The sequence below is a fragment of the Kineococcus anabasis genome, assembly GCF_054590795.1.
This window is the reverse complement of sequence record NZ_BAAIHU010000006.1, coordinates 142,938-159,442: the sequence shown is the minus strand read 5'-3', so window position 1 is coordinate 159,442 and position 16,505 is coordinate 142,938. Positions and strand designations below refer to the sequence as shown.

General features: G+C 77.6%; 17 protein-coding genes. 10 read left to right on the top strand and 7 right to left on the bottom strand.

Translation table 11 applies throughout. The features are described from left to right. Positions 1-38: 38 nt before the first annotated feature. The 3 genes from ACYQBY_RS09555 to ACYQBY_RS09545 form a co-directional block, all read right to left on the bottom strand. On the bottom strand, positions 39-1,709 hold the full coding sequence (locus tag ACYQBY_RS09555; RefSeq protein ID WP_459643620.1) for a putative PEP-binding protein: 1,671 nt from the start codon (positions 1,707-1,709) through the stop codon (positions 39-41). Beyond that, the gene (locus tag ACYQBY_RS09550) at positions 1,706-1,972 is read right to left on the bottom strand and encodes an HPr family phosphocarrier protein (protein WP_459643619.1); all 267 of its coding nucleotides are present in this window, start codon (positions 1,970-1,972) and stop codon (positions 1,706-1,708) included. The genes ACYQBY_RS09555 and ACYQBY_RS09550 overlap by 4 nt, the downstream gene beginning before the upstream one ends. Before the next feature lie 62 nt (positions 1,973-2,034). Continuing rightward, on the bottom strand, positions 2,035-3,264 hold the full coding sequence (locus ACYQBY_RS09545) for a PTS transporter subunit EIIC (protein ID WP_459643618.1): 1,230 nt from the start codon (positions 3,262-3,264) through the stop codon (positions 2,035-2,037). Positions 3,265-3,472: 208 nt separating this feature from the next. Between ACYQBY_RS09545 and ACYQBY_RS09540 the strand changes: the two genes are divergently transcribed. Together ACYQBY_RS09540 and ACYQBY_RS09535 are read left to right on the top strand one after the other, a co-directional pair. After that, positions 3,473-3,703, top strand: coding sequence for a glucose PTS transporter subunit EIIB (locus ACYQBY_RS09540; RefSeq protein WP_459643617.1), 231 nt, complete (start codon positions 3,473-3,475; stop codon positions 3,701-3,703). Further along, positions 3,700-4,188, top strand: coding sequence for a PTS sugar transporter subunit IIA (locus ACYQBY_RS09535; RefSeq protein WP_459643616.1), 489 nt, complete (start codon positions 3,700-3,702; stop codon positions 4,186-4,188). Before ACYQBY_RS09540 ends, ACYQBY_RS09535 begins: the two co-directional genes overlap by 4 nt. A 3-nt stretch (positions 4,189-4,191) precedes the next feature. On the opposite strand, the gene ACYQBY_RS09530 is transcribed toward ACYQBY_RS09535, so the two are convergent. Then, positions 4,192-4,944: a GntR family transcriptional regulator gene (locus ACYQBY_RS09530; protein WP_459643615.1), complete on the bottom strand. Its 753-nt coding sequence runs from the start codon at positions 4,942-4,944 to the stop codon at positions 4,192-4,194. Between the two features lie 149 nt (positions 4,945-5,093). Between ACYQBY_RS09530 and ACYQBY_RS09525 the strand changes: the two genes are divergently transcribed. From ACYQBY_RS09525 to ACYQBY_RS09505, 5 genes are all read left to right on the top strand, one after another. Next, positions 5,094-5,585, top strand: coding sequence for a hypothetical protein (locus ACYQBY_RS09525; RefSeq protein WP_459643614.1), 492 nt, complete (start codon positions 5,094-5,096; stop codon positions 5,583-5,585). 166 nt (positions 5,586-5,751) lie between these two features. Then, on the top strand, positions 5,752-6,198 hold the full coding sequence (locus tag ACYQBY_RS09520; protein ID WP_459643613.1) for an SRPBCC family protein: 447 nt from the start codon (positions 5,752-5,754) through the stop codon (positions 6,196-6,198). Positions 6,199-6,206: 8 nt separating this feature from the next. Continuing rightward, positions 6,207-7,166 (top strand): ROK family glucokinase, encoded by a 960-nt coding sequence (locus ACYQBY_RS09515; protein ID WP_459643612.1) that lies wholly within the window; start codon positions 6,207-6,209, stop codon positions 7,164-7,166. 146 nt (positions 7,167-7,312) lie between these two features. Next, entirely contained in the window at positions 7,313-8,377 is a 1,065-nt protein-coding gene (locus tag ACYQBY_RS09510) for an ROK family glucokinase (RefSeq protein WP_459643611.1), read from the top strand. Then, positions 8,374-9,111 carry an endonuclease/exonuclease/phosphatase family protein gene (locus ACYQBY_RS09505; protein WP_459643610.1) on the top strand — a complete coding sequence of 246 codons (738 nt, stop codon included), beginning with the start codon at positions 8,374-8,376 and terminating at the stop codon, positions 9,109-9,111. Before ACYQBY_RS09510 ends, ACYQBY_RS09505 begins: the two co-directional genes overlap by 4 nt. Before the next feature lie 20 nt (positions 9,112-9,131). On the opposite strand, the gene ACYQBY_RS09500 is transcribed toward ACYQBY_RS09505, so the two are convergent. After that, positions 9,132-9,692, bottom strand: a complete 561-nt coding sequence (locus ACYQBY_RS09500; protein ID WP_459643609.1) for a hypothetical protein — start codon at positions 9,690-9,692, stop codon at positions 9,132-9,134. A gap of 143 nt (positions 9,693-9,835) precedes the next feature. Here ACYQBY_RS09500 and ACYQBY_RS09495 point away from each other — a divergent pair, with 143 nt between their 5' ends. The 3 genes from ACYQBY_RS09495 to ACYQBY_RS09485 all read left to right on the top strand — a co-directional run bounded on the left by ACYQBY_RS09495 (position 9,836) and on the right by ACYQBY_RS09485 (position 13,268). Continuing rightward, complete coding sequence (locus tag ACYQBY_RS09495; RefSeq protein ID WP_459643608.1) at positions 9,836-10,576, top strand: lysophospholipid acyltransferase family protein; 741 nt, start codon at positions 9,836-9,838, stop codon at positions 10,574-10,576. Between the two features lie 219 nt (positions 10,577-10,795). Then, a complete protein-coding gene (locus ACYQBY_RS09490; protein WP_459643607.1) occupies positions 10,796-11,821 on the top strand; it encodes a 6-phosphofructokinase in 1,026 nt (341 codons plus the stop codon). A gap of 100 nt (positions 11,822-11,921) precedes the next feature. Further along, positions 11,922-13,268, top strand: coding sequence for a class II 3-deoxy-7-phosphoheptulonate synthase (locus ACYQBY_RS09485; RefSeq protein ID WP_459643606.1), 1,347 nt, complete (start codon positions 11,922-11,924; stop codon positions 13,266-13,268). A gap of 77 nt (positions 13,269-13,345) precedes the next feature. Here the strand turns inward: ACYQBY_RS09485 and pknB are convergent, their stop codons facing one another. Both pknB and ACYQBY_RS09475 read right to left on the bottom strand, forming a co-directional pair. Further along, the gene (gene pknB / locus ACYQBY_RS09480) at positions 13,346-15,259 is read right to left on the bottom strand and encodes a Stk1 family PASTA domain-containing Ser/Thr kinase (protein ID WP_459643605.1); all 1,914 of its coding nucleotides are present in this window, start codon (positions 15,257-15,259) and stop codon (positions 13,346-13,348) included. Between the two features lie 88 nt (positions 15,260-15,347). Beyond that, a complete protein-coding gene (locus tag ACYQBY_RS09475) occupies positions 15,348-16,496 on the bottom strand; it encodes a lytic transglycosylase (protein ID WP_459643604.1) in 1,149 nt (382 codons plus the stop codon). Between the last annotated feature and the right edge of the window lie 9 nt (positions 16,497-16,505).

Sequence of the window (16,505 nt, the reverse complement as noted above, 5' to 3'; positions counted from 1 at the left end):
TGCGCCGCCGCCCCGGCACCCGCCCGCCGCGCCCGCCCTCAGCCGGTGGCCAGGACCTCCTCGCGCACCCGGGAGGCCGCCTGCCGGGCGCCGGCGGCGCTGCGCGCGCCCCGGGCCGCGGCGGCCAGCGCGGCGCAGTCGGCGGCGCCGAGGCGGGAGAGCTGCGCGTGCACGGCGGGGCGGGCGCGCACGGCCGTGGACAGGCTGGTGACCCCGAGCCCGACGAGGACGGCGGCCAGCAGCGGGTCGGCGGCCGCCTCCCCGCAGACGCCCACGGGCCGGCCGGTGCGGCGCCCCGCGTCCCCGACGGCGGCGACGAGGTCCAGCAGCGCCGGCTGCCAGGGGTCCAGCAGGTCCCCGAGGGCGCCGGCGGCGCGGTCGGCGGCCATCGCGTACTGGCCCAGGTCGTTGGTGCCGACGCTGGCGAAGTCCACCTCGGCCAGCACGTCCGCGGCCCGCAGCGCCGCGGCGGGCACCTCGACCATCACCCCCACCTCGCGCAGCCCGGCGCCGCGGGCCAGGGCGGCGAAGGCGGCGGCCTCCTCGGCGGTGGAGACCATGGGCGCCATGACGGCCACGTCCCGGCCGGCGTCGGCCGCGGCCCGCGCCAGCGCGGTGAGCTGCTCGGCCAGCGCCTCCGGGTGCACGCAGCGGGTGCGCAGGCCGCGCACGCCGAGGGCGGGGTTCTCCTCCGCGCCCAGGGGCAGGAACGCCAGCGGCTTGTCGGAACCCGCGTCGAGGGTGCGCACCACGACGCGGCGGGTGCCGAACGCCTCCAGCACGGCGCGGTAGCACTCCGCCTGCTCCTGCACGGAGGGGCGCTCGCGGCGGCCGAGGAAGAGGAACTCGGTGCGCAGCAGCCCGACGCCCTCGCTGCCGGTGGCGGCGGCGTGCGCGGCCTCGTCGAGGGTGCCGACGTTGCTGAGCAGCGCCACCGGCACCCCGTCGCGGGTGCGTCCCGGACCGGGGTCGGCCGCGGGCGCGGCCGCGGCACCCGGGACCGGCGCGGGCGGGCGGCGCCCGGGGGGCGGGTCGACCTCGACGGTGCCGCTGGAGCCGTCGAGGAGCACGGTGGTGCCCTCGGCGACGGCAGCGGCCCCCGGGCAGCCCACCACCGCGGGGATGCCCAGGGAGCGGGCGAGGATCGCGGTGTGGCTGGTGGGGCCGCCCTCCTCGGTCAGCAGGGCCACCACGTCGCTCCCGGGCAGGGTGGCGGTGTCCGCGGGGGCGAGGTCGCGGGCGGTGAGGACGACGGGGTGACCGGGGCTCGGCAGCCCGGGCGGGGCGACGCCGAGGAGGTGGGCGGCGGCGCGGGCACCGACGTCGCGCACGTCGAGCGCCCGCTCGGCCATCACACCGCCCAGCGCCTCCAGCCGGGCGGCCAGCTCCCCGGCGGCTCCCGTGACGGAGTGCGCGGTGGGCCCGCCCGCCCGCACGCGCCGCTGCGCCGCCCCGCGCAGCGCGCGGTCCTGCGCCATCGCGGCCGTGGTGCGCAGCACGTCCGCGGCCACCCCGCCGGCCCGCTCCGCGCGGGCGGTGAGCTCCGCGGCGACGGCGTCGAGGGCCGCGGTGACGCGGGCGGCCTCGACCTCGGGGTCGCGGCCGGGCGGGTCGGCGGGGGAGGTCCGCACGGGCGGGCGCATCCGCGCCAGCGGGGCGCAGGCGGTCCCGGCGCTGACGCCCCGCCCGCGCAGGGTGCGCCCGCTCATGCGTCAAGGTCCGTGGCGAGCAGGCCGGCGAGGCCGTCGAGCGCGGCGTCGGCGCCGGGGCCCTCGGCGGAGAGGGTGACCACGTCGCCGTGGCCGACGCCGAGGACCATGACCTCCAGGAGGCTGGCGGCGTCGGCGCGGTCCCCGCCGGAGGTGGTGACGGTGACGTCCACGCCGGTGGCCGCCGCGGCCGCGGCGAAGGTGGCGGCGGGCCGGGCGTGCAGGCCGGTGGCCGAGCGGACGGGAACGGTGCGGGTGGGCACGTGCGGGCTCCTGCTCTCGTGCGGGTCTCGTCGGGCTCTCGTGCGGGCTCTCGCGCGGTGGCTCAGGCGGCGCGGGTGGGGTCGTCGGCGGCGGCGGCCTCCTCCTCGCGGCCGGGGGTGCGCAGGTTCCAGCGCCGGATCACGACGCGGAAGACGACGTAGTAGACGACGGCGTAGGTCAGGCCGATGGGGATCAGCCACAGCGGCCGCGTGGCCTGCCCGTAGTTCAGGAGGTAGTCGATGGCCCCGGCGGAGAACGTGAAGCCGTCGTGGATGCCCAGGGCGTTGGTCAGCGCCAGCGACGTGCCGGTGAGGACGGCGTGGATGACGTACAGCGGCCAGGCCACGAACATGAAGGAGAACTCCAGCGGCTCGGTGATCCCGGTGAGGAACGCCGTCAGCGCCGTCGAGAGCATGATCCCGCCGACGACCTTGCGCTGCGCCGGGCGCGCCTCGTGCCAGATCGCCAGGGCGGCGGCGGGCAGGGCGAACATCATGATTGGGAAGAAGCCGGTCATGAAGACGCCCGCGGTGGGGTCGCCGGCGAAGAAGCGGCTCAGGTCGCCGGTGGCGCCCTCGTGCTCCCCGAGGGTGAACCACACGACGGAGTTCACGATGTGGTGCAGCCCCAGCGGGATGAGCAGCCGGTTCACGGTGCCGAAGACCCCGCCGCCGATCACGGCGTTGTCGTCGACGGCCTCGCCGACGGCCGTCAGCCCCCGGTCGAACACCGGGTACGCGAAGGCCAGCACCACGCCGAGCACGAGGCCGGCGAGGGCGGTGAGGATCGGCACGAGCCGGCGACCGCCGAAGAAACCGAGGTAGTCGGGCAGCCTGGTGCGGTAGAAGCGCTGCCACAGCTGCGCGCTGAGGACGCCGACCAGGATGCCGCCGAGGACCCCGAAGTCGATGAGCTCCTGCTCGGTGCCCTCCGCGGCGGCGCCGAGGACGAGCGGGGACATGGCCTCCAGGACGCCGTCGAGGACGAGGTAGCCGACGACGGCGGCGAGCGCGGTGGAGCCGTCGGCCTTCTTCACGAAGCCGATGGCGATGCCCACCGCGAAGATCAGCGGCAGGTTGCCGAAGAGGGCGCTGCCGGCGGCGGCGAGCACCGCCGCCACCTCCTGCAGGGCCTCGAACCTGCCGAGCAGGTCGTCCTGGCCCAGCCGCAGCAGCAGGCCCGCCGCGGGCAGGGCGGCGATGGGCAGCATGAGGCTGCGGCCGAGGCGCTGGGCGCCGGCGAGGCCGGGGCGGGTGCGGGGAGGGGCGTCGGGGGTGGTGCTCGTGCTCATGGTGGCCTGCCTCGCTCAGGGAGGGCGCCGGGGGCGCGGGCTGCGGTCGGGAGGACGTGCGGGCGGTCGTTGCCCGCACCGGTCACTGCCGGTACCGTCCTGTCATGACCAGTCAGGAGCGTGACGCAGCCCGGCTGGCCTGTCAACAACCCCCGCGGGCGCCGCGGGGGAGGTGTCGCCAGGGGCGACGGGAACTGCGGGAGGTGCCATGTCCAAGGCGAGCGCGATCGTCGACGGCCTCGGTGGAGCGGGGAACATCCTGGAGATCGAGGGCTGCATCACGCGGCTGCGCACGGAGGTCGGCGACGCCTCGCGCATCGACGAGGCCGCGCTGAGGCGGGCCGGCGCGCACGGCGTCCTGGTCGCCGGCACCGTCGTCCAGGTCGTCGTCGGCCCCGAGGCGGACACCCTCGCCGAGGACATCCAGGACCTGCTGTGAGCGCCGGGACCCGCGAGGCCGCGCTCACCGTCCTGGCGCCGCTGGACGGCCGCCTCACCTCCCTCGCCGACGTGCCCGACCCCGTCTTCGCCGGGCAGGTCGTCGGTGCCGGGGCCGCGATCGAGCCGCCCGAGGACACCGCCGTCGTCGTCGTGGCCCCCCTCGCCGGGCGCCTGGCGAAGGTCCACCCGCACGCCTTCGTCGTCGCCGGTGCCTCCGGGGCCGGGGTCCTCGTCCACCTGGGCATCGACACCGTGCGGATGGGCGGTGCGGGTTTCACCCTGCACGTGCAGCAGGGCGACGACGTCGAGGCCGGCGCCCCCGTGGTGACCTTCGACGCGGTGGCCGTGCGCGACGCCGGGCTCTCGGCCTCCTGCCCCGTCGTGCTCCTGCAGTCGCCCGCGGACAGCGCCTCGACGCTCAGCCCGCCCGGGAGCCCGGTGCGCCGCGGTGAGCCCTTCCTCGCCTTCGCGGCGCCGGGCTGAGCCTCAGCCCCTCCGGTGCCCCGCGCTCGCGGGTTCCTCCACGCGCATCGTCAGCTCGTAGCGGTCCCCGCGGTAGAGCGAGCGCGCGTGCTCCAGGGGCCGGCCGCCGCTGGAGGCGACCCGGTCGAAGGCCAGCACCGGGCCGGTCTCCGGGATGCCCAGCAGCCGCCCGGTCCCGGGCCCGGCCAGCGCCGCCCCCACCGTCTGCTCCGCGGAGTCGACCGGGCACCCGAAGTGCCGCTCGAGCAGGTCGTAGACGGAACCGGTGAGGTCGAGGCGGTCCAGGCCGGGCAGCAGGGCGGCGCTGTACCAGGCGTCGTCCACCGACATGGGCCGCCCGTCGGCCAGCCGCAGCCGGCGCACGCGGTAGGCGCGGGCCGTGGCCGGGAGGCGCAGCAGCCCCGCGGTGCGGGCGGGCGGCACCTCGTGCTCCACCGCCAGCACCTCGGTGGAGGGCTCCAGGCCCATGCGCCGCATGTCCTCGTGGAAGGAGGCCAGGTGCAGGCGCGAGCGCACGGCGCGGGCGGCGACGAAGGTGCCCTTGCCGGGGCGGCGGGTGAGCAGGCCCTCGCTGACGAGCTGCCCGACGGCCTCGCGGACCGTGATGCGGCTGACGCCGTACTCGGCGCAGAGCTGCCGCTCGCTGGGCAGCATGTCGCCCGGCGCCATGGCGCGGGTGGCCAGGTCGGCGAGGATGGTGCGCAGCTGCTCGTGCTTGGGCACGACCCCGTCGGTCAGGTGCCTGCTCGCGCTCACGGCCCTCCTCGGCGTCCGGGCGCGTCCCGCGCCGACCTGTCATGTTAGGTCATGACCAGCTCCGCGGCAGGGGACGCCGGCCCCCACCGGCGGGAACCCGCACCCGGGACCTTCAGGAGCGGGCCCGCCCTGCCGATGGGAGCAGTGCCATGTCCGACGCCGCTCCGCCCCGCCGCAGCCCCGCCCCGGCCACCGCCGAGCCGCGCTGCCCCTCGTGCGACGCCCGCGTCCGCCCGGGCCAGGACTGGTGCTCCCTGTGCCACGCCTCGCTGGCCCCGGAGCCCGGGCCCGCTCCCGCAGCGCCCGCCCGGACGGCCCTCGCGCCGGTCCTCGCGCCACCCGCCCGGCCCTCCGGAACCCCGGCCGGCGCGCCCTCCGACGTGCCCCACGACGTGCCGGCCGCGGCGGCCGCCGGCGCCGGCGCGGACGAGGGCGGCCCCGGCGCGGAGGAGGGCAGCGCCGGCCACATCGACGTCGAGGCCGCCGCCGAGGCGATGCTCGCCCAGCTCGCCGCGCAGTCGGGCGGCTCGAAGCTGCCCGCCGCCACCCGCCGCACCCAGGTCCTCATCGCCGCAGGCGGCGCCGCCGCCCTGGCGCTGCTCCTCCTCGTCGTCCTGACCGTCGCGGGGCTGCTCGCCTGACCCCCGCGGGCCCGGGCCCGCGGCGCGCCCGTCCGCCCGGCGTGTCCTCCGGGAACGCTCCCGGCCGGTCACCCGGCCCTCCCGCGGGCCGCTAACCTGCTCCGGGCCCCGCGAGGGGCTGCGGGTGCGGAGGGCGCCGCACCGGGACGAGGGGGGCGCGGGACGCATGGCGGGCCGGACGCAGTCGACCGCCGTGCTGGCGGCGGCCCCGGCCGCGGTCCTGGCGGTCCTCGCCGACCTCGACGCGTACCCCGACTGGGTGGAGTCCGTCCAGGAGTGCGAGGTCCTCGACCTCGGCCCCGACGGGCGCGCGCAGCGGGTGCGCTTCCGGCTCGGCGCCGGTGTGCTGAAGGACGAGTACGTCCTGCGCTACGCGTGGGACGTCTCCGACGCGGGGACGGGCCGGGTCCGCTGGACCCTGGAGTCGTCCTCCCTGCTCACGGCGCTGGACGGCGCCTGGGACCTGGTGCCGGCCGCGGGTGGTGGGACGGCGGTCACCTACGAGCTGGCCGTCTCCCTGCGCCTGCCGCTGCTGGGCGCCCTCCGCCGCAGGGCGGAGAAGACGATCATCGACACGGCGCTGCGCGAGCTCAGCGAACGGGCAGGGGGGTAGGACGGCGGATGGTGTACACGGTCGGCGTCGACATCGGCGGCACGAAGATCGCGGCAGGCGTGGTGGACGAGCAGGGGGTCCTGCTGGCCAGGACGCGGCGGGAGACCCCCGCCCGCGCCGCGGCGGACATCCGGGAGGCGGTCGCGGACGCCGTGGAGGAGCTGGCGCGCACCCACGCAGTCTCCGCGGTGGGCGTCGCCGCGGCGGGTTTCGTCGACGCGGCCCGCTCCACGGTCGTCTTCGCGCCCAACCTCGCCTGGCGGGACGAGCCGCTGCGGGAGGGCCTGGAGGAGCGCCTGCGCCTGCCCGTCGTCGTCGAGAACGACGCCAACGCCGCCGCGTGGGGCGAGTACCGGTTCGGCGGGGCGGTCGCCGAGGACGGCACCCTCGCCGACGACGTGCTGCTGCTGACCGTCGGCACGGGCCTCGGCGGCGGGATCATCGCGGGTGGCCGCCTCCAGCGCGGCGCCAACGGCGCGGCCGCCGAGGTGGGCCACGCCCGCGCCGTGCCCGGCGGGCACCTGTGCGGCTGCGGCAACCGCGGCTGCTGGGAGCAGTACGTCTCCGGCAGCGCGCTCGTGCGCGAGGCCCGGGACCTGGCGCGCGCCGGTGCGCCCGGCACCACCGCGCTGCTCGAGGCCGCCGAGGGCAGGGCGGAGGCGATCACCGGGCCGCTCATCACCGACCTGGCGCTGGCCGGGGACCGCACGAGCCTGCGCCTGATCGCCGACCTGGGCCGCTGGCTCGGCGAGTGCGCCTCCTCCCTGGTCGCCGTCCTCGACCCGGAGGTCGTCGTCATCGGCGGCGGGGTCTCCGCCGCGGGTGACATGCTGCTGGAGCCGGCGCGCGAGAGCTTCGCGGCCAGCCTCTCCGGCCGGGGGTTCCGCGAGCCGGCCCCCCTGCGCCTCGCCAGGCTGGGCAACGAGGCCGGCACGATCGGCGCGGCGGACCTGGCCCGCATCGCCTGAGCCACCCGGCTCCGGCCCCGTCCGGGCGCGCCGCACGGGCGCGCCCGGGTGGCGGCGCGGCCCCCGTCGGGCAGGCTGGTCACGTCCTGCGCCCGCCGGGTCCCGCACGTGGGCGCCCGGCGGGGACCCGACCCGCGAGGAACCCCGTGACCGCTCCCCGCAGCACCCGCCGCCCCGACCCGCACCGCGCCCTGCTGCAGGAGCGGCTGCGCCGGCGCACCCGGCGCGTCCTCATCGGCTACGGCCCCGCCATCGGAGTGGACATCGGCGGCACGAAGGTCGCGGCCGGGGTCGTCGACGGCGAGGGCCGCGTCGTGGCGAGGCTGCGGCGGGAGACCCCCACCCGCAGCCCGCAGGCCGTCGAGGACGTCATCGCCGAGGTCGTCCAGGAGCTGTCCCGGCAGCACGACGTCGTCTCCGTCGGCATCGGCGCCGCCGGGTTCGTCGACGCCGCCCGCTCTACGGTGCTGTTCTCCCCGCACCTGGCGTGGCGGCACGAGCCGCTGCGCGAGGCCGTGGAGCGCCGGGTCCGGGAGCGGCTGGGGCGGCGGGTGGGGCGCCGCACGCTGGTGGAGAACGACGCCAACGCCGCCGCGTGGGGGGAGTACCGCTTCGGTGCCGGGCGCGGGGAGACCCGGCTGGTGTGCGTGACGATGGGCACCGGCATCGGCGGGGCGATCGTGGACGCCGGGCGGGTGCAGCGGGGCCGGCACGGCATCGCCGGGGAGTTCGGGCACATGGTGCTGGTCCCCGGCGGGCACCCCTGCGAGTGCGGCAACCGCGGCTGCTGGGAGCAGTACGCCTCCGGCAACGCCCTCGTGCGCGGCGCCCGCGAGCTGGCCGGCACCGACCCGCCCGCGGCGGCCGGGCTGCTGGAGCGGGCGGGCGGCGAGCCGCAGGCGATCACGGGGCCCCTGGTGACGGCCGCCGCGCACGACGGCGACCCCGCGGCGGTGGCGCTGTACGGGGAGGTGGGGCACTGGCTGGGCCTGGGCATCGCCAACCTCGCCGCGGCGCTGGACCCGGGCACGGTCGTCGTCGGCGGGGGCGTCTCGGACGCGGGGGAGCTGCTGCTGGGCCCGGCGCGGGAGACGTACCGGCGCACCCTGACCGGCCGGGGGTTCCGCCCCGAGCTGGCGCTGGTGCGGGCCCGGCTGGGCCCGGACGCCGGGCTCGTCGGTGCCGCGGACCTGTCGCGGGGCTGGGGGTGAGCGCGCCGGGAGCGCCGCTGCGGGTGGTGACCTACAACGTGCACGAGCTCGCCGACGACACCGCGGCGCTGGTGCGGGTGCTGCGCGCGGCCGCCGCGGACGTGGTGTGCGTGCAGGAGGCGCCCACGGGGGTGCTGCGCGCGCGGCGGCTGGCGGCCGTGGCCGCGGCGGCGGGGCTGCGGGTGTGCGCGGCGGGGCGGGCCGGGGCGGGCACCGCGCTGCTGGTCTCGGGGCGGGTGGAGGTGCTCGCCGCGCGGGTGCGGTCGCTGCCGGTGCCGCTGCTGCGCGCCGGGCGCCCGGTGCGCCGCCGCGGCTGCGCGGAGGCGCTGCTGCGCCCGGCCGGGGAGGCCGGCGGCGCGGTGCCGGTGGCGGTGCGCAGCGTCCACCTGGGCCTGGACGTCGGCGAGCGCCTGGCCCACTGCGGCCGGCTGCTGGCGGCGGAGGGGCCGCTGGCGGCGGCCGGGGACCGCCTCGTGGTGGCGGGGGACCTCAACGAGGCGCCGGACGGGGCGGCGCAGCGGGCGCTGCGGGTGCGGCTGGCCGATCCGCTGGGGGAGGCCGCCCGGCCGGCGACCTTCCCGGCGCGGGCACCGCGGCACCGCATCGACGTGGTGCTGGTGGGCCCGGGGCTGCCGGTGGTGGGCGCCGGGGCGGTGGAGGCGGCGGAGGCGGACCTGCGCGCCGCGACCGACCACCTGCCGGTGCGCGCGGACCTGCTCGTGCCGCGCGCCTGAGGGCCGCGGCCCGCGGTGGGTCAGACCACCGCGCCGTCGTCGTCCTCGTCGTCGCGGTTCTTGGGCAGGCGGGCCACGAGCGTGGCGAAGCCCGCGACGAACGCGGCGACGGCGAGGGCCGCCACGATCCCGGGCACGCTCCCCCGCACGAGGGTGGCCAGCAGCAGCACCGCGGGACCGCCCAGGACCCCCGCCCACGCCGCCCACCCCACCAGGTCCCGCGGCAGCGGCGGCGGCTCGGGGGGCACGAAACCCTCGGGCTCGGAGTCAAGGTCGGTCTCGTCGGGCCGCGAACCCGGGGGCACCACGGGTGCCGGGGGGCGGCGCAGGTCGGACTCGACGGGTGCGGGGGGCAGCGGGCGCACGATGCGGGCCGGGGGGAGCTCCCCCGCGGGGCGGCGCTCCTCGGGGGCGGTGTCCTCGGCGTCGCCGGGGGCCTCGGCCCGCGCCTCGGCGCCGTCCTCGGGGGCGGTGGGGGCGGGGGCGGGTTGCTCCCAGTGCGAGACGATGTCGGCGAAGACCGCGTCGACGTCGAGGTCGCCGCCGTGGTCGTTGCCGTGGTCGTCGCGGTTCGCGGGCACGACCCATCGTGGCACGCCGTCCGGCGGGCGTCGAGGTCTGCCGCGCGGCGCGCACGCCCTGCCGGGAGCGGCCCGAGGCCGTAGAGTTCCGGCGCCCGGGCGTCCGCCGCCACCGCCGACCGCCGAGGAGGTGCGGACCCGCCGTGCTCTACTGGCTGATCAAGCTGCTGCTGGCCGAGCCGGTGCTCAAGACGGTGTTCCGGCCGTGGGTGCGCGGCCTGGAGAACGTCCCGGAGGACGGCCCGGCCATCCTGGCCAGCAACCACCCCTCCTACGCCGACCCGGTGTTCCTGCCGGTGGTGCTCCGGCGCCGCATCACCTTCATCGCCAAGGCGGAGCTGTTCACGGGCCGGGGCGTGAAGGGCCGCCTGGCGGCGGGGTTCTTCCACGGCATCGGGCAGCTGCCGGTGGACCGCTCCGGTGGTCGCGCCGGGGACCGCGCCCTGGCCGCGGGGGCGCGCCTGCTGCGCGCGGGGGAGCTGTTCGGCATCTACCCCGAGGGCACGCGTTCCCCGGACGGGCGGCTGTACCGGGGCCGGACCGGGGTGGCGCGCCTGGCCCTGCAGTCGGGGGTGCCGGTCGTGCCCGTCGCCATGATCGGCACCGACCGGGTCCTGCCCGTGGGCAGGCGGGTGCCCGGTCTGGCCCGCGTGGGGGTGGTGATCGGGCAGCCGCTGGACTTCTCCCGCTACGAGGGCATGCAGGACGACCGCTTCATCCTGCGCTCGGTCACCGACGAGGTGATGTACGAGATCATGAAGCTGTCGGGGCAGGAGTACGTCGACGTGTACGCCTCGGAGGTCCGCGGCCGGGGCCGGCGCGCGGCCGGCGGGCAGGAGCCGCCCGCCGCCGCCCCCGGCGGGCGTTCCGCGCCGCCCGCCTGAGGCCGGCCCCTGGCACACCCACCGGGACCCGCTCCCTGCTCGCCCGGCGCGGATCCCGCGCCGGGCACCGGTGAGTCCCCGCGCGCGGGCGCCCCGGCGGTGGCAGCATGCGCCCGCGAGGATCTTCACCGCCCGGTCCCGGGCGGTGCACGAGACCCGGGCCGCGTGCCCGGGACGCCGAGTCGGGCCGCGCCGGAGCGGGCCGGAGGGGAAGTGCGCGTGCGGGTCGGAGTGCTCACCGGGGGCGGGGACTGCCCTGGCCTCAACGCCGTCATCAGGGCCGCGGTGCTCGCCGGCGCCCAGCGGCACGGCTTCGAGTTCATCGGTTTCCGCGACGGGTGGAAGGGCGTCCTGGAGAAGCTCACCACCCCGCTGGACCCGGAGCGGGTGCGGCCCATCCTGGCCGTCGGCGGCACGATCCTCGGCTCCAGCCGCACGAACCCGCTGGCCGTGGAGGGCGGCCTGGAGACCATCCGCCGCACCATGACCGAGCTGGGGGTGGACGCCCTGCTGGCGATCGGCGGGGAGGACACCCTCGGGGTGGCCACGGCCCTGCACGAGGCGGGGGTGGCGGTGGTGGGGGCGCCCAAGACCATCGACAACGACCTGTCGGCCACGGACTTCACGTTCGGCTTCGACACCGCCGTGCAGACGGCCGTGGAGGCGTGCGACCGGCTGCACACCACCGGCGCCTCCCACCACCGGCTGATGATCGTGGAGGTGATGGGCCGGCACGCCGGCTGGATCGCCCTGCACACCGGCATGGCCGCCGGCGCGCACGTCACCCTGCTGCCGGAGGTGCCCGTCGACCTCGACGAGGTGGCCGCCCGCGTGGTGGAGGTCCTCGAGCGCGGTGAGGCGCCGCTGGCCGTGGTGTCCGAGGGCGCCCCCGTGGGCGGTGCGGAGGTCACCACCGACGCCCCGGTCGACGCCTTCGGCCACGTCCAGCTCGGCGGTGCCGGGGAGCGGCTGGAGCGGGAGCTGAAGGCCCGCGTGCCGGGTCTGAGCAGCCGGGTCACGGTGCTCGGGCACCTGCTGCGCGGGGGCACCCCCTCCGCCGGGGACCGCATCCTGGGCACCCGCTCGGGGCTCTCCGCGATCGAGGCGATCGCGGAGGGGCGGTTCGGCACGATGGCCGCGCTGCGCGGCACGGACGTGGTGCAGGTGCCCCTGTCGGAGGCCACCGGTGTGCTCAAGACGGTGCCGCCGCAGCGCGTCGCGGAGGCCGCCGACCTGCGCTGGTGACGCGGGCCGGGCGCCCGCCCCGCGCGTGCCGCCACCGCTCGGCGGCACGCGCGGGAAAAGGGGTGCACCCGCACCTGCGAACCGGTGTCAGACTTGCCCCGTGAGCACGACGACCTCCGCCCTGCCGGCGCCTCTCCAGTGGCCGGACCTGCCGGCCGCCCAGCAGCCCGAGTGGCCCGACCCCGTCGCCCTCGACGCGGTCCGCGCCGAGCTGGCGTCCTACCCGCCGCTGGTGTTCGCGGGGGAGTGCGACGCCCTGCGCGCCCAGCTCGCCGCCGCCGCCCGGGGCGAGGCGTTCCTGCTGCAGGGTGGGGACTGCGCCGAGACCTTCGCCGCCGCCACGGCCGACGGGATCCGCCGCCGCCTGAAGACGATGCTGCAGATGGCCGCGGTCCTGACGTACGGCGCGGGCCTGCCGGTCATCAAGATGGGCCGGATGGCCGGGCAGTTCGCCAAGCCCCGCTCCAGCGGCACCGAGACCCGCGACGGGGTGACGCTGCCGGCGTACCGCGGCGACGCCGTCAACGACTACGCCTTCACCCCCGCCTCGCGCATCCCGGACCCGACCCGCCTGCTGCGGGCGTACCACACCTCCAGCGCCACGCTGAACCTGATCCGCGCCTTCACCACGGGCGGCTTCGCCGACCTGCGCCAGGTCCACGAGTGGAACCGCGGTTTCGCCGCCAACGCGGCCAACGCCCGCTACGAGGCGCTGGCCCGCGACATCGACAAGGCCATGCGTTTCATGGCCGCCTGCGGCACCGACTTCGAGGCCCTGAAGAGCGTGCAGTTCTGGGCGAGCCACGAGGCGCTGCTGCTGGACTACGAGCGCCCCCTGACGCGCATCGACTCCCGCACGCAGACGCCGTACGACGTCTCCGCGCACTTCGTGTGGATCGGGGAGCGCAGCCGGCAGACGGACGGGGCGCACCTGGACTTCGCCGCCCGCATCCGCAACCCCCTCGGCGTCAAGCTCGGGCCGAAGACCTCCCCGGACGACGCGCTGGAGCTCGTGGAGCGGCTCAACCCCGACAACGAGCCGGGCCGGCTGTCCTTCATCACGCGCATGGGTGCGGGCGCGATCCGCGACGTGCTGCCCGACCTGGTGCGCAAGGTCACCGACTCCGGCGCGGTCGTGACATGGGTGTGCGACCCGATGCACGGCAACGGCATGACGTCGGCCAGCGGCTACAAGACCCGCCGCTTCGACGACATCGTCGACGAGGTGCGCGGCTTCTTCGAGGTGCACGCCGCGCAGGGCACCGTTCCCGGCGGGCTGCACATCGAGCTGACCGGCGACGACGTCACCGAGTGCCTGGGCGGGGCGATGGACATCGACGACGCGGGCCTGGCGCACCGCTACGAGTCGCTGTGCGACCCGCGGCTGAACCACCAGCAGTCCCTGGAGCTGGCGTTCCTCGCCGCGGAGATGCTCCAGCAGCGCTGACCCGCGCCCCACGAGGACCCGGCCGTACCCGCGGCCGGGTCCTCGCGCGTGCGGGGTCCTCGCGCGTGCGGGGGCGGTCAGACGACGACGAGGGTGACCGTCGAGCCCTTGCGCACGGTCTCCCCGGCGGCGGGGTCGGAGCTGTACACGGTGCCGAAGGCGATGGGACCCAGCGGGTTGGTGACCTCCACGTCCAGCCCGAGGGCCGCGAGGGTGGCGCGCACCTCCTCGACCTGCTTGCCCTGCACCTGCGGCACCTGCACCAGCGGCGGCCCGAGGGACTCCACGAGCTCCACCCGGTCCCCGCGGAAGAGCGTGCCGCCGGCCGGTTCCTGGCTGATCACCGCGCCCTCGGGCACCGACTCGCTGTAGTCCTCGCCGGTGCGCACCGGCTGCAGGCCGAGCTCCTCGAGCCTGGTCACGGCCTCGTCGTAGGGCTGTCCGACGAACGCCGGGACGTCGATCGGCTGGCGGCCCTTGCTCATGGTGAAGGTCACCGGGGTGTCGCGGCGGTGCTGGGTGCCCGGCTGGGGGTCCACGGCGATCACCTGGCCGTGCGGCACGTCCTCGGACCAGTCCTCGCGGACCTCGCCCGGCTTCAGGCCCGCCTCCTCCACGGCGGCGCGCGCCTCCCCCAGGGGCATGCCCACCACCGCGGGCACCCCGAACATCTGCGGCCCCCGGGAGAGCACGAGGGTGACGGTGCCGTCCTTGCGGACGCGGCGGCCCTCGGCGGGGCGTGCCTCGGCGACCAGGTCCGGGGGGACCGTCTCGGAGTACTCCCGTTCCACGCGCGCCTTCAGCCCGGCGGCGGTCAGGACCTCACGCGCCTCGGGTTCGGTCCTGTTGACCAGCCCGCGCGGGGTGTCGGTGTACGCGCCGGGCCCGGCGTCGAAGAACCACACGACCCCGCCCGCCAGGGCCAGGGCCACGACGAGGGCGACCATGGCGATGAGGCCGCCGCGGCGCGTGCGACCACCGGGGCCGTAGCCGATCTCGGAGGGGTCCACGACCCGCGCGGGGGCCGCCTGCTCCGGCGGGGCGGGTGCGCCACCGGCGTCCAGGGGGATGCGGGTGGTGGAGCCGGAGGGCGCGGCGGGCTCACCCGCGACCCCGCCCCGCGCCTCCAGCACGCCCGGGCCGAGCCCGGCCCGCACCGCGCGGACCTCGTCGAGGAACCTGCCGGCGTCGGCGGGCCGCTCGTCGGGGTCCTTGGCGGTGGCGCGGGTCACCAGCCGGTCCACCTCCGGCGGCAGGCCGGGCACCAGCGTCGAGGGGGCGGGCACCTCGTCGTAGACGTGGCGGTAGGCCAGGTTCACGGGGGCGTCGCCGGTGAAGGGCGGGCGGCCGGTGAGCATCTCGAAGAGCAGGATGCCGGTGCCGTACACGTCGCTGCGGGCGTCGGCGATGCCGCGCGAGACCCGCTCGGGGGCGAGGTACTCGGCGGTGCCCAGCAGCTCGGTGGCACCGGTCATGGCGGTGGTGGCCGCGGCGGCCGAGCGCGCCAGGCCGAAGTCGGCGACCTTGATCTGCCCGCGGTCCCCGACGAGGACGTTGGCCGGCTTGACGTCGCGGTGGACGATGCCCTTGTGGTGCGCCTCGGCGAGGGCGTCCAGCACCGCCTCCAGCACGTTCAGCGACTCACCGGTGGTGAGGCTGCCCTGCTCGGAGATCGCGTCGCGCAGGGTGCGGCCCGGCACGAGCTCCATCACGAGGTAGGCGATGTCCCCGTCGGTGCCCTGGTCGAGGACGCTGACGGCGTTGGGGTGGGCCAGGCGCGCGGCGGACTTGGCCTCCCGCACGAAGCGCATGCGGGCGTCGGGGTCGTGGGCCATGTCGGAGCGCAGGACCTTCACGGCGACCTCGCGCTCCAGGCGCTCGTCCTCGGCGCGGTAGACGACGCCCATGCCGCCGCGGCCGATCCTGGAGAGCACCCGGTAGCGGGAGTCCAGGCGGCGCCCGACGAGCGGGTCGGACAGGGTCGCGTCCACCGTGCTGAGTGTAGGCAGCCCGCGGGCCCGGGCGGAGCAGCGCCGTGCCGGGGCCCCGGGCGGTGCGGTGACCGCCCGGGGGCGCCGCTCAGCTGAAGCGGGCCTTGAGGGTCAGGACGTTGGCGACGTAGCGGCGGGTGTCGTCGTACATGCCGCGGGAGCGCACGGAGGCGTTGCCCTGGTAGTAGGAGGCGATCGCGATGTCCTCGGCGTTGGTGCGCGTGAGGTGCCGAAGGATGGCCACGCCCGCGGTGGCGTTGTCCTCGGCGTCGAAGAGGTCCAGGTGCCGCCCCACCATCTGGGAGGCCCACTCCCCGGAGGAGGGGATGACCTGCATGGCGCCGATGGCGTTGGCGTAGGACACGGCCCGCATGTTGAAGCCGGACTCCTGGTGGGCGATGGCCAGGGCCAGCGCCGGGTCCAGTCCCTGGCGCAGGGCCTCGCGGCGCACGATGTCGCGCATGGCGGCGCGGCCGGGCACCTGCTGGCGGGCCAGGTGGGCGCGGTTGGCGTCGGCGGCGGCCTCCACGGAGCCGGTGCGCACCGGCGGCACAGGGGTGGGCTTCGCCCCGGCGCGGCGCGGCGCGGCGCCGGGGAGGGTGAGGGTCTGGCCCTCGCGGATGAAGCCGCGGGCGTCGAGGCCGTTGGCCTCGCGCAGCGCCTTGACCGTGGTGCCGGTGCGGGAGGCGATGCCGGAGAGCGTCTCCCCGGCGCGCACGGTGTGGGTGGCGGCGGCGGGTGCGGGCGCGGGCTCGTCCGCGCTGCCGCCGGGGAGGGTGAGGTTCTGGCCCTCGCGGATGAAGCCGCGGGCGTCGAGGCCGTTGGCCTCGCGCAGGGCCTCCACGGTGGTGCCGGTGCGTGCGGCGATGTGCCCGAGGGTGTCACCGGGGCGCACGGTGTAGCCGCCGCCTCCGGCGGCCTGCACGGCCGCCTGCGCCGCGGCCGGGACCGCGGCCGGTGCCGCCGCCGCGGGCGCCACAGCCGGGACCGCCGCGGCTGCGGGGGCGGGCACGACCCCGGGGGCCGCGGCACCGACGAGGGCGGCCACGAGCCAGGGGTTGCGCGCCCGGTTCTCGCGCTCGGGCGCCTCCGGCCGGGACGCCTCCTGCTCGGGCGCCTCCTGTCCGGGGTCCGGCTGCTGGTCCGTGGGCTCGGCGGGGGGCTCGGGGGCCATGGCGGTGGTGTCCTCCGCTGACGTGTCGTGGCTGCGGACCGGGGGGCTCGTCGACGTGGGCACGGGCCGCGA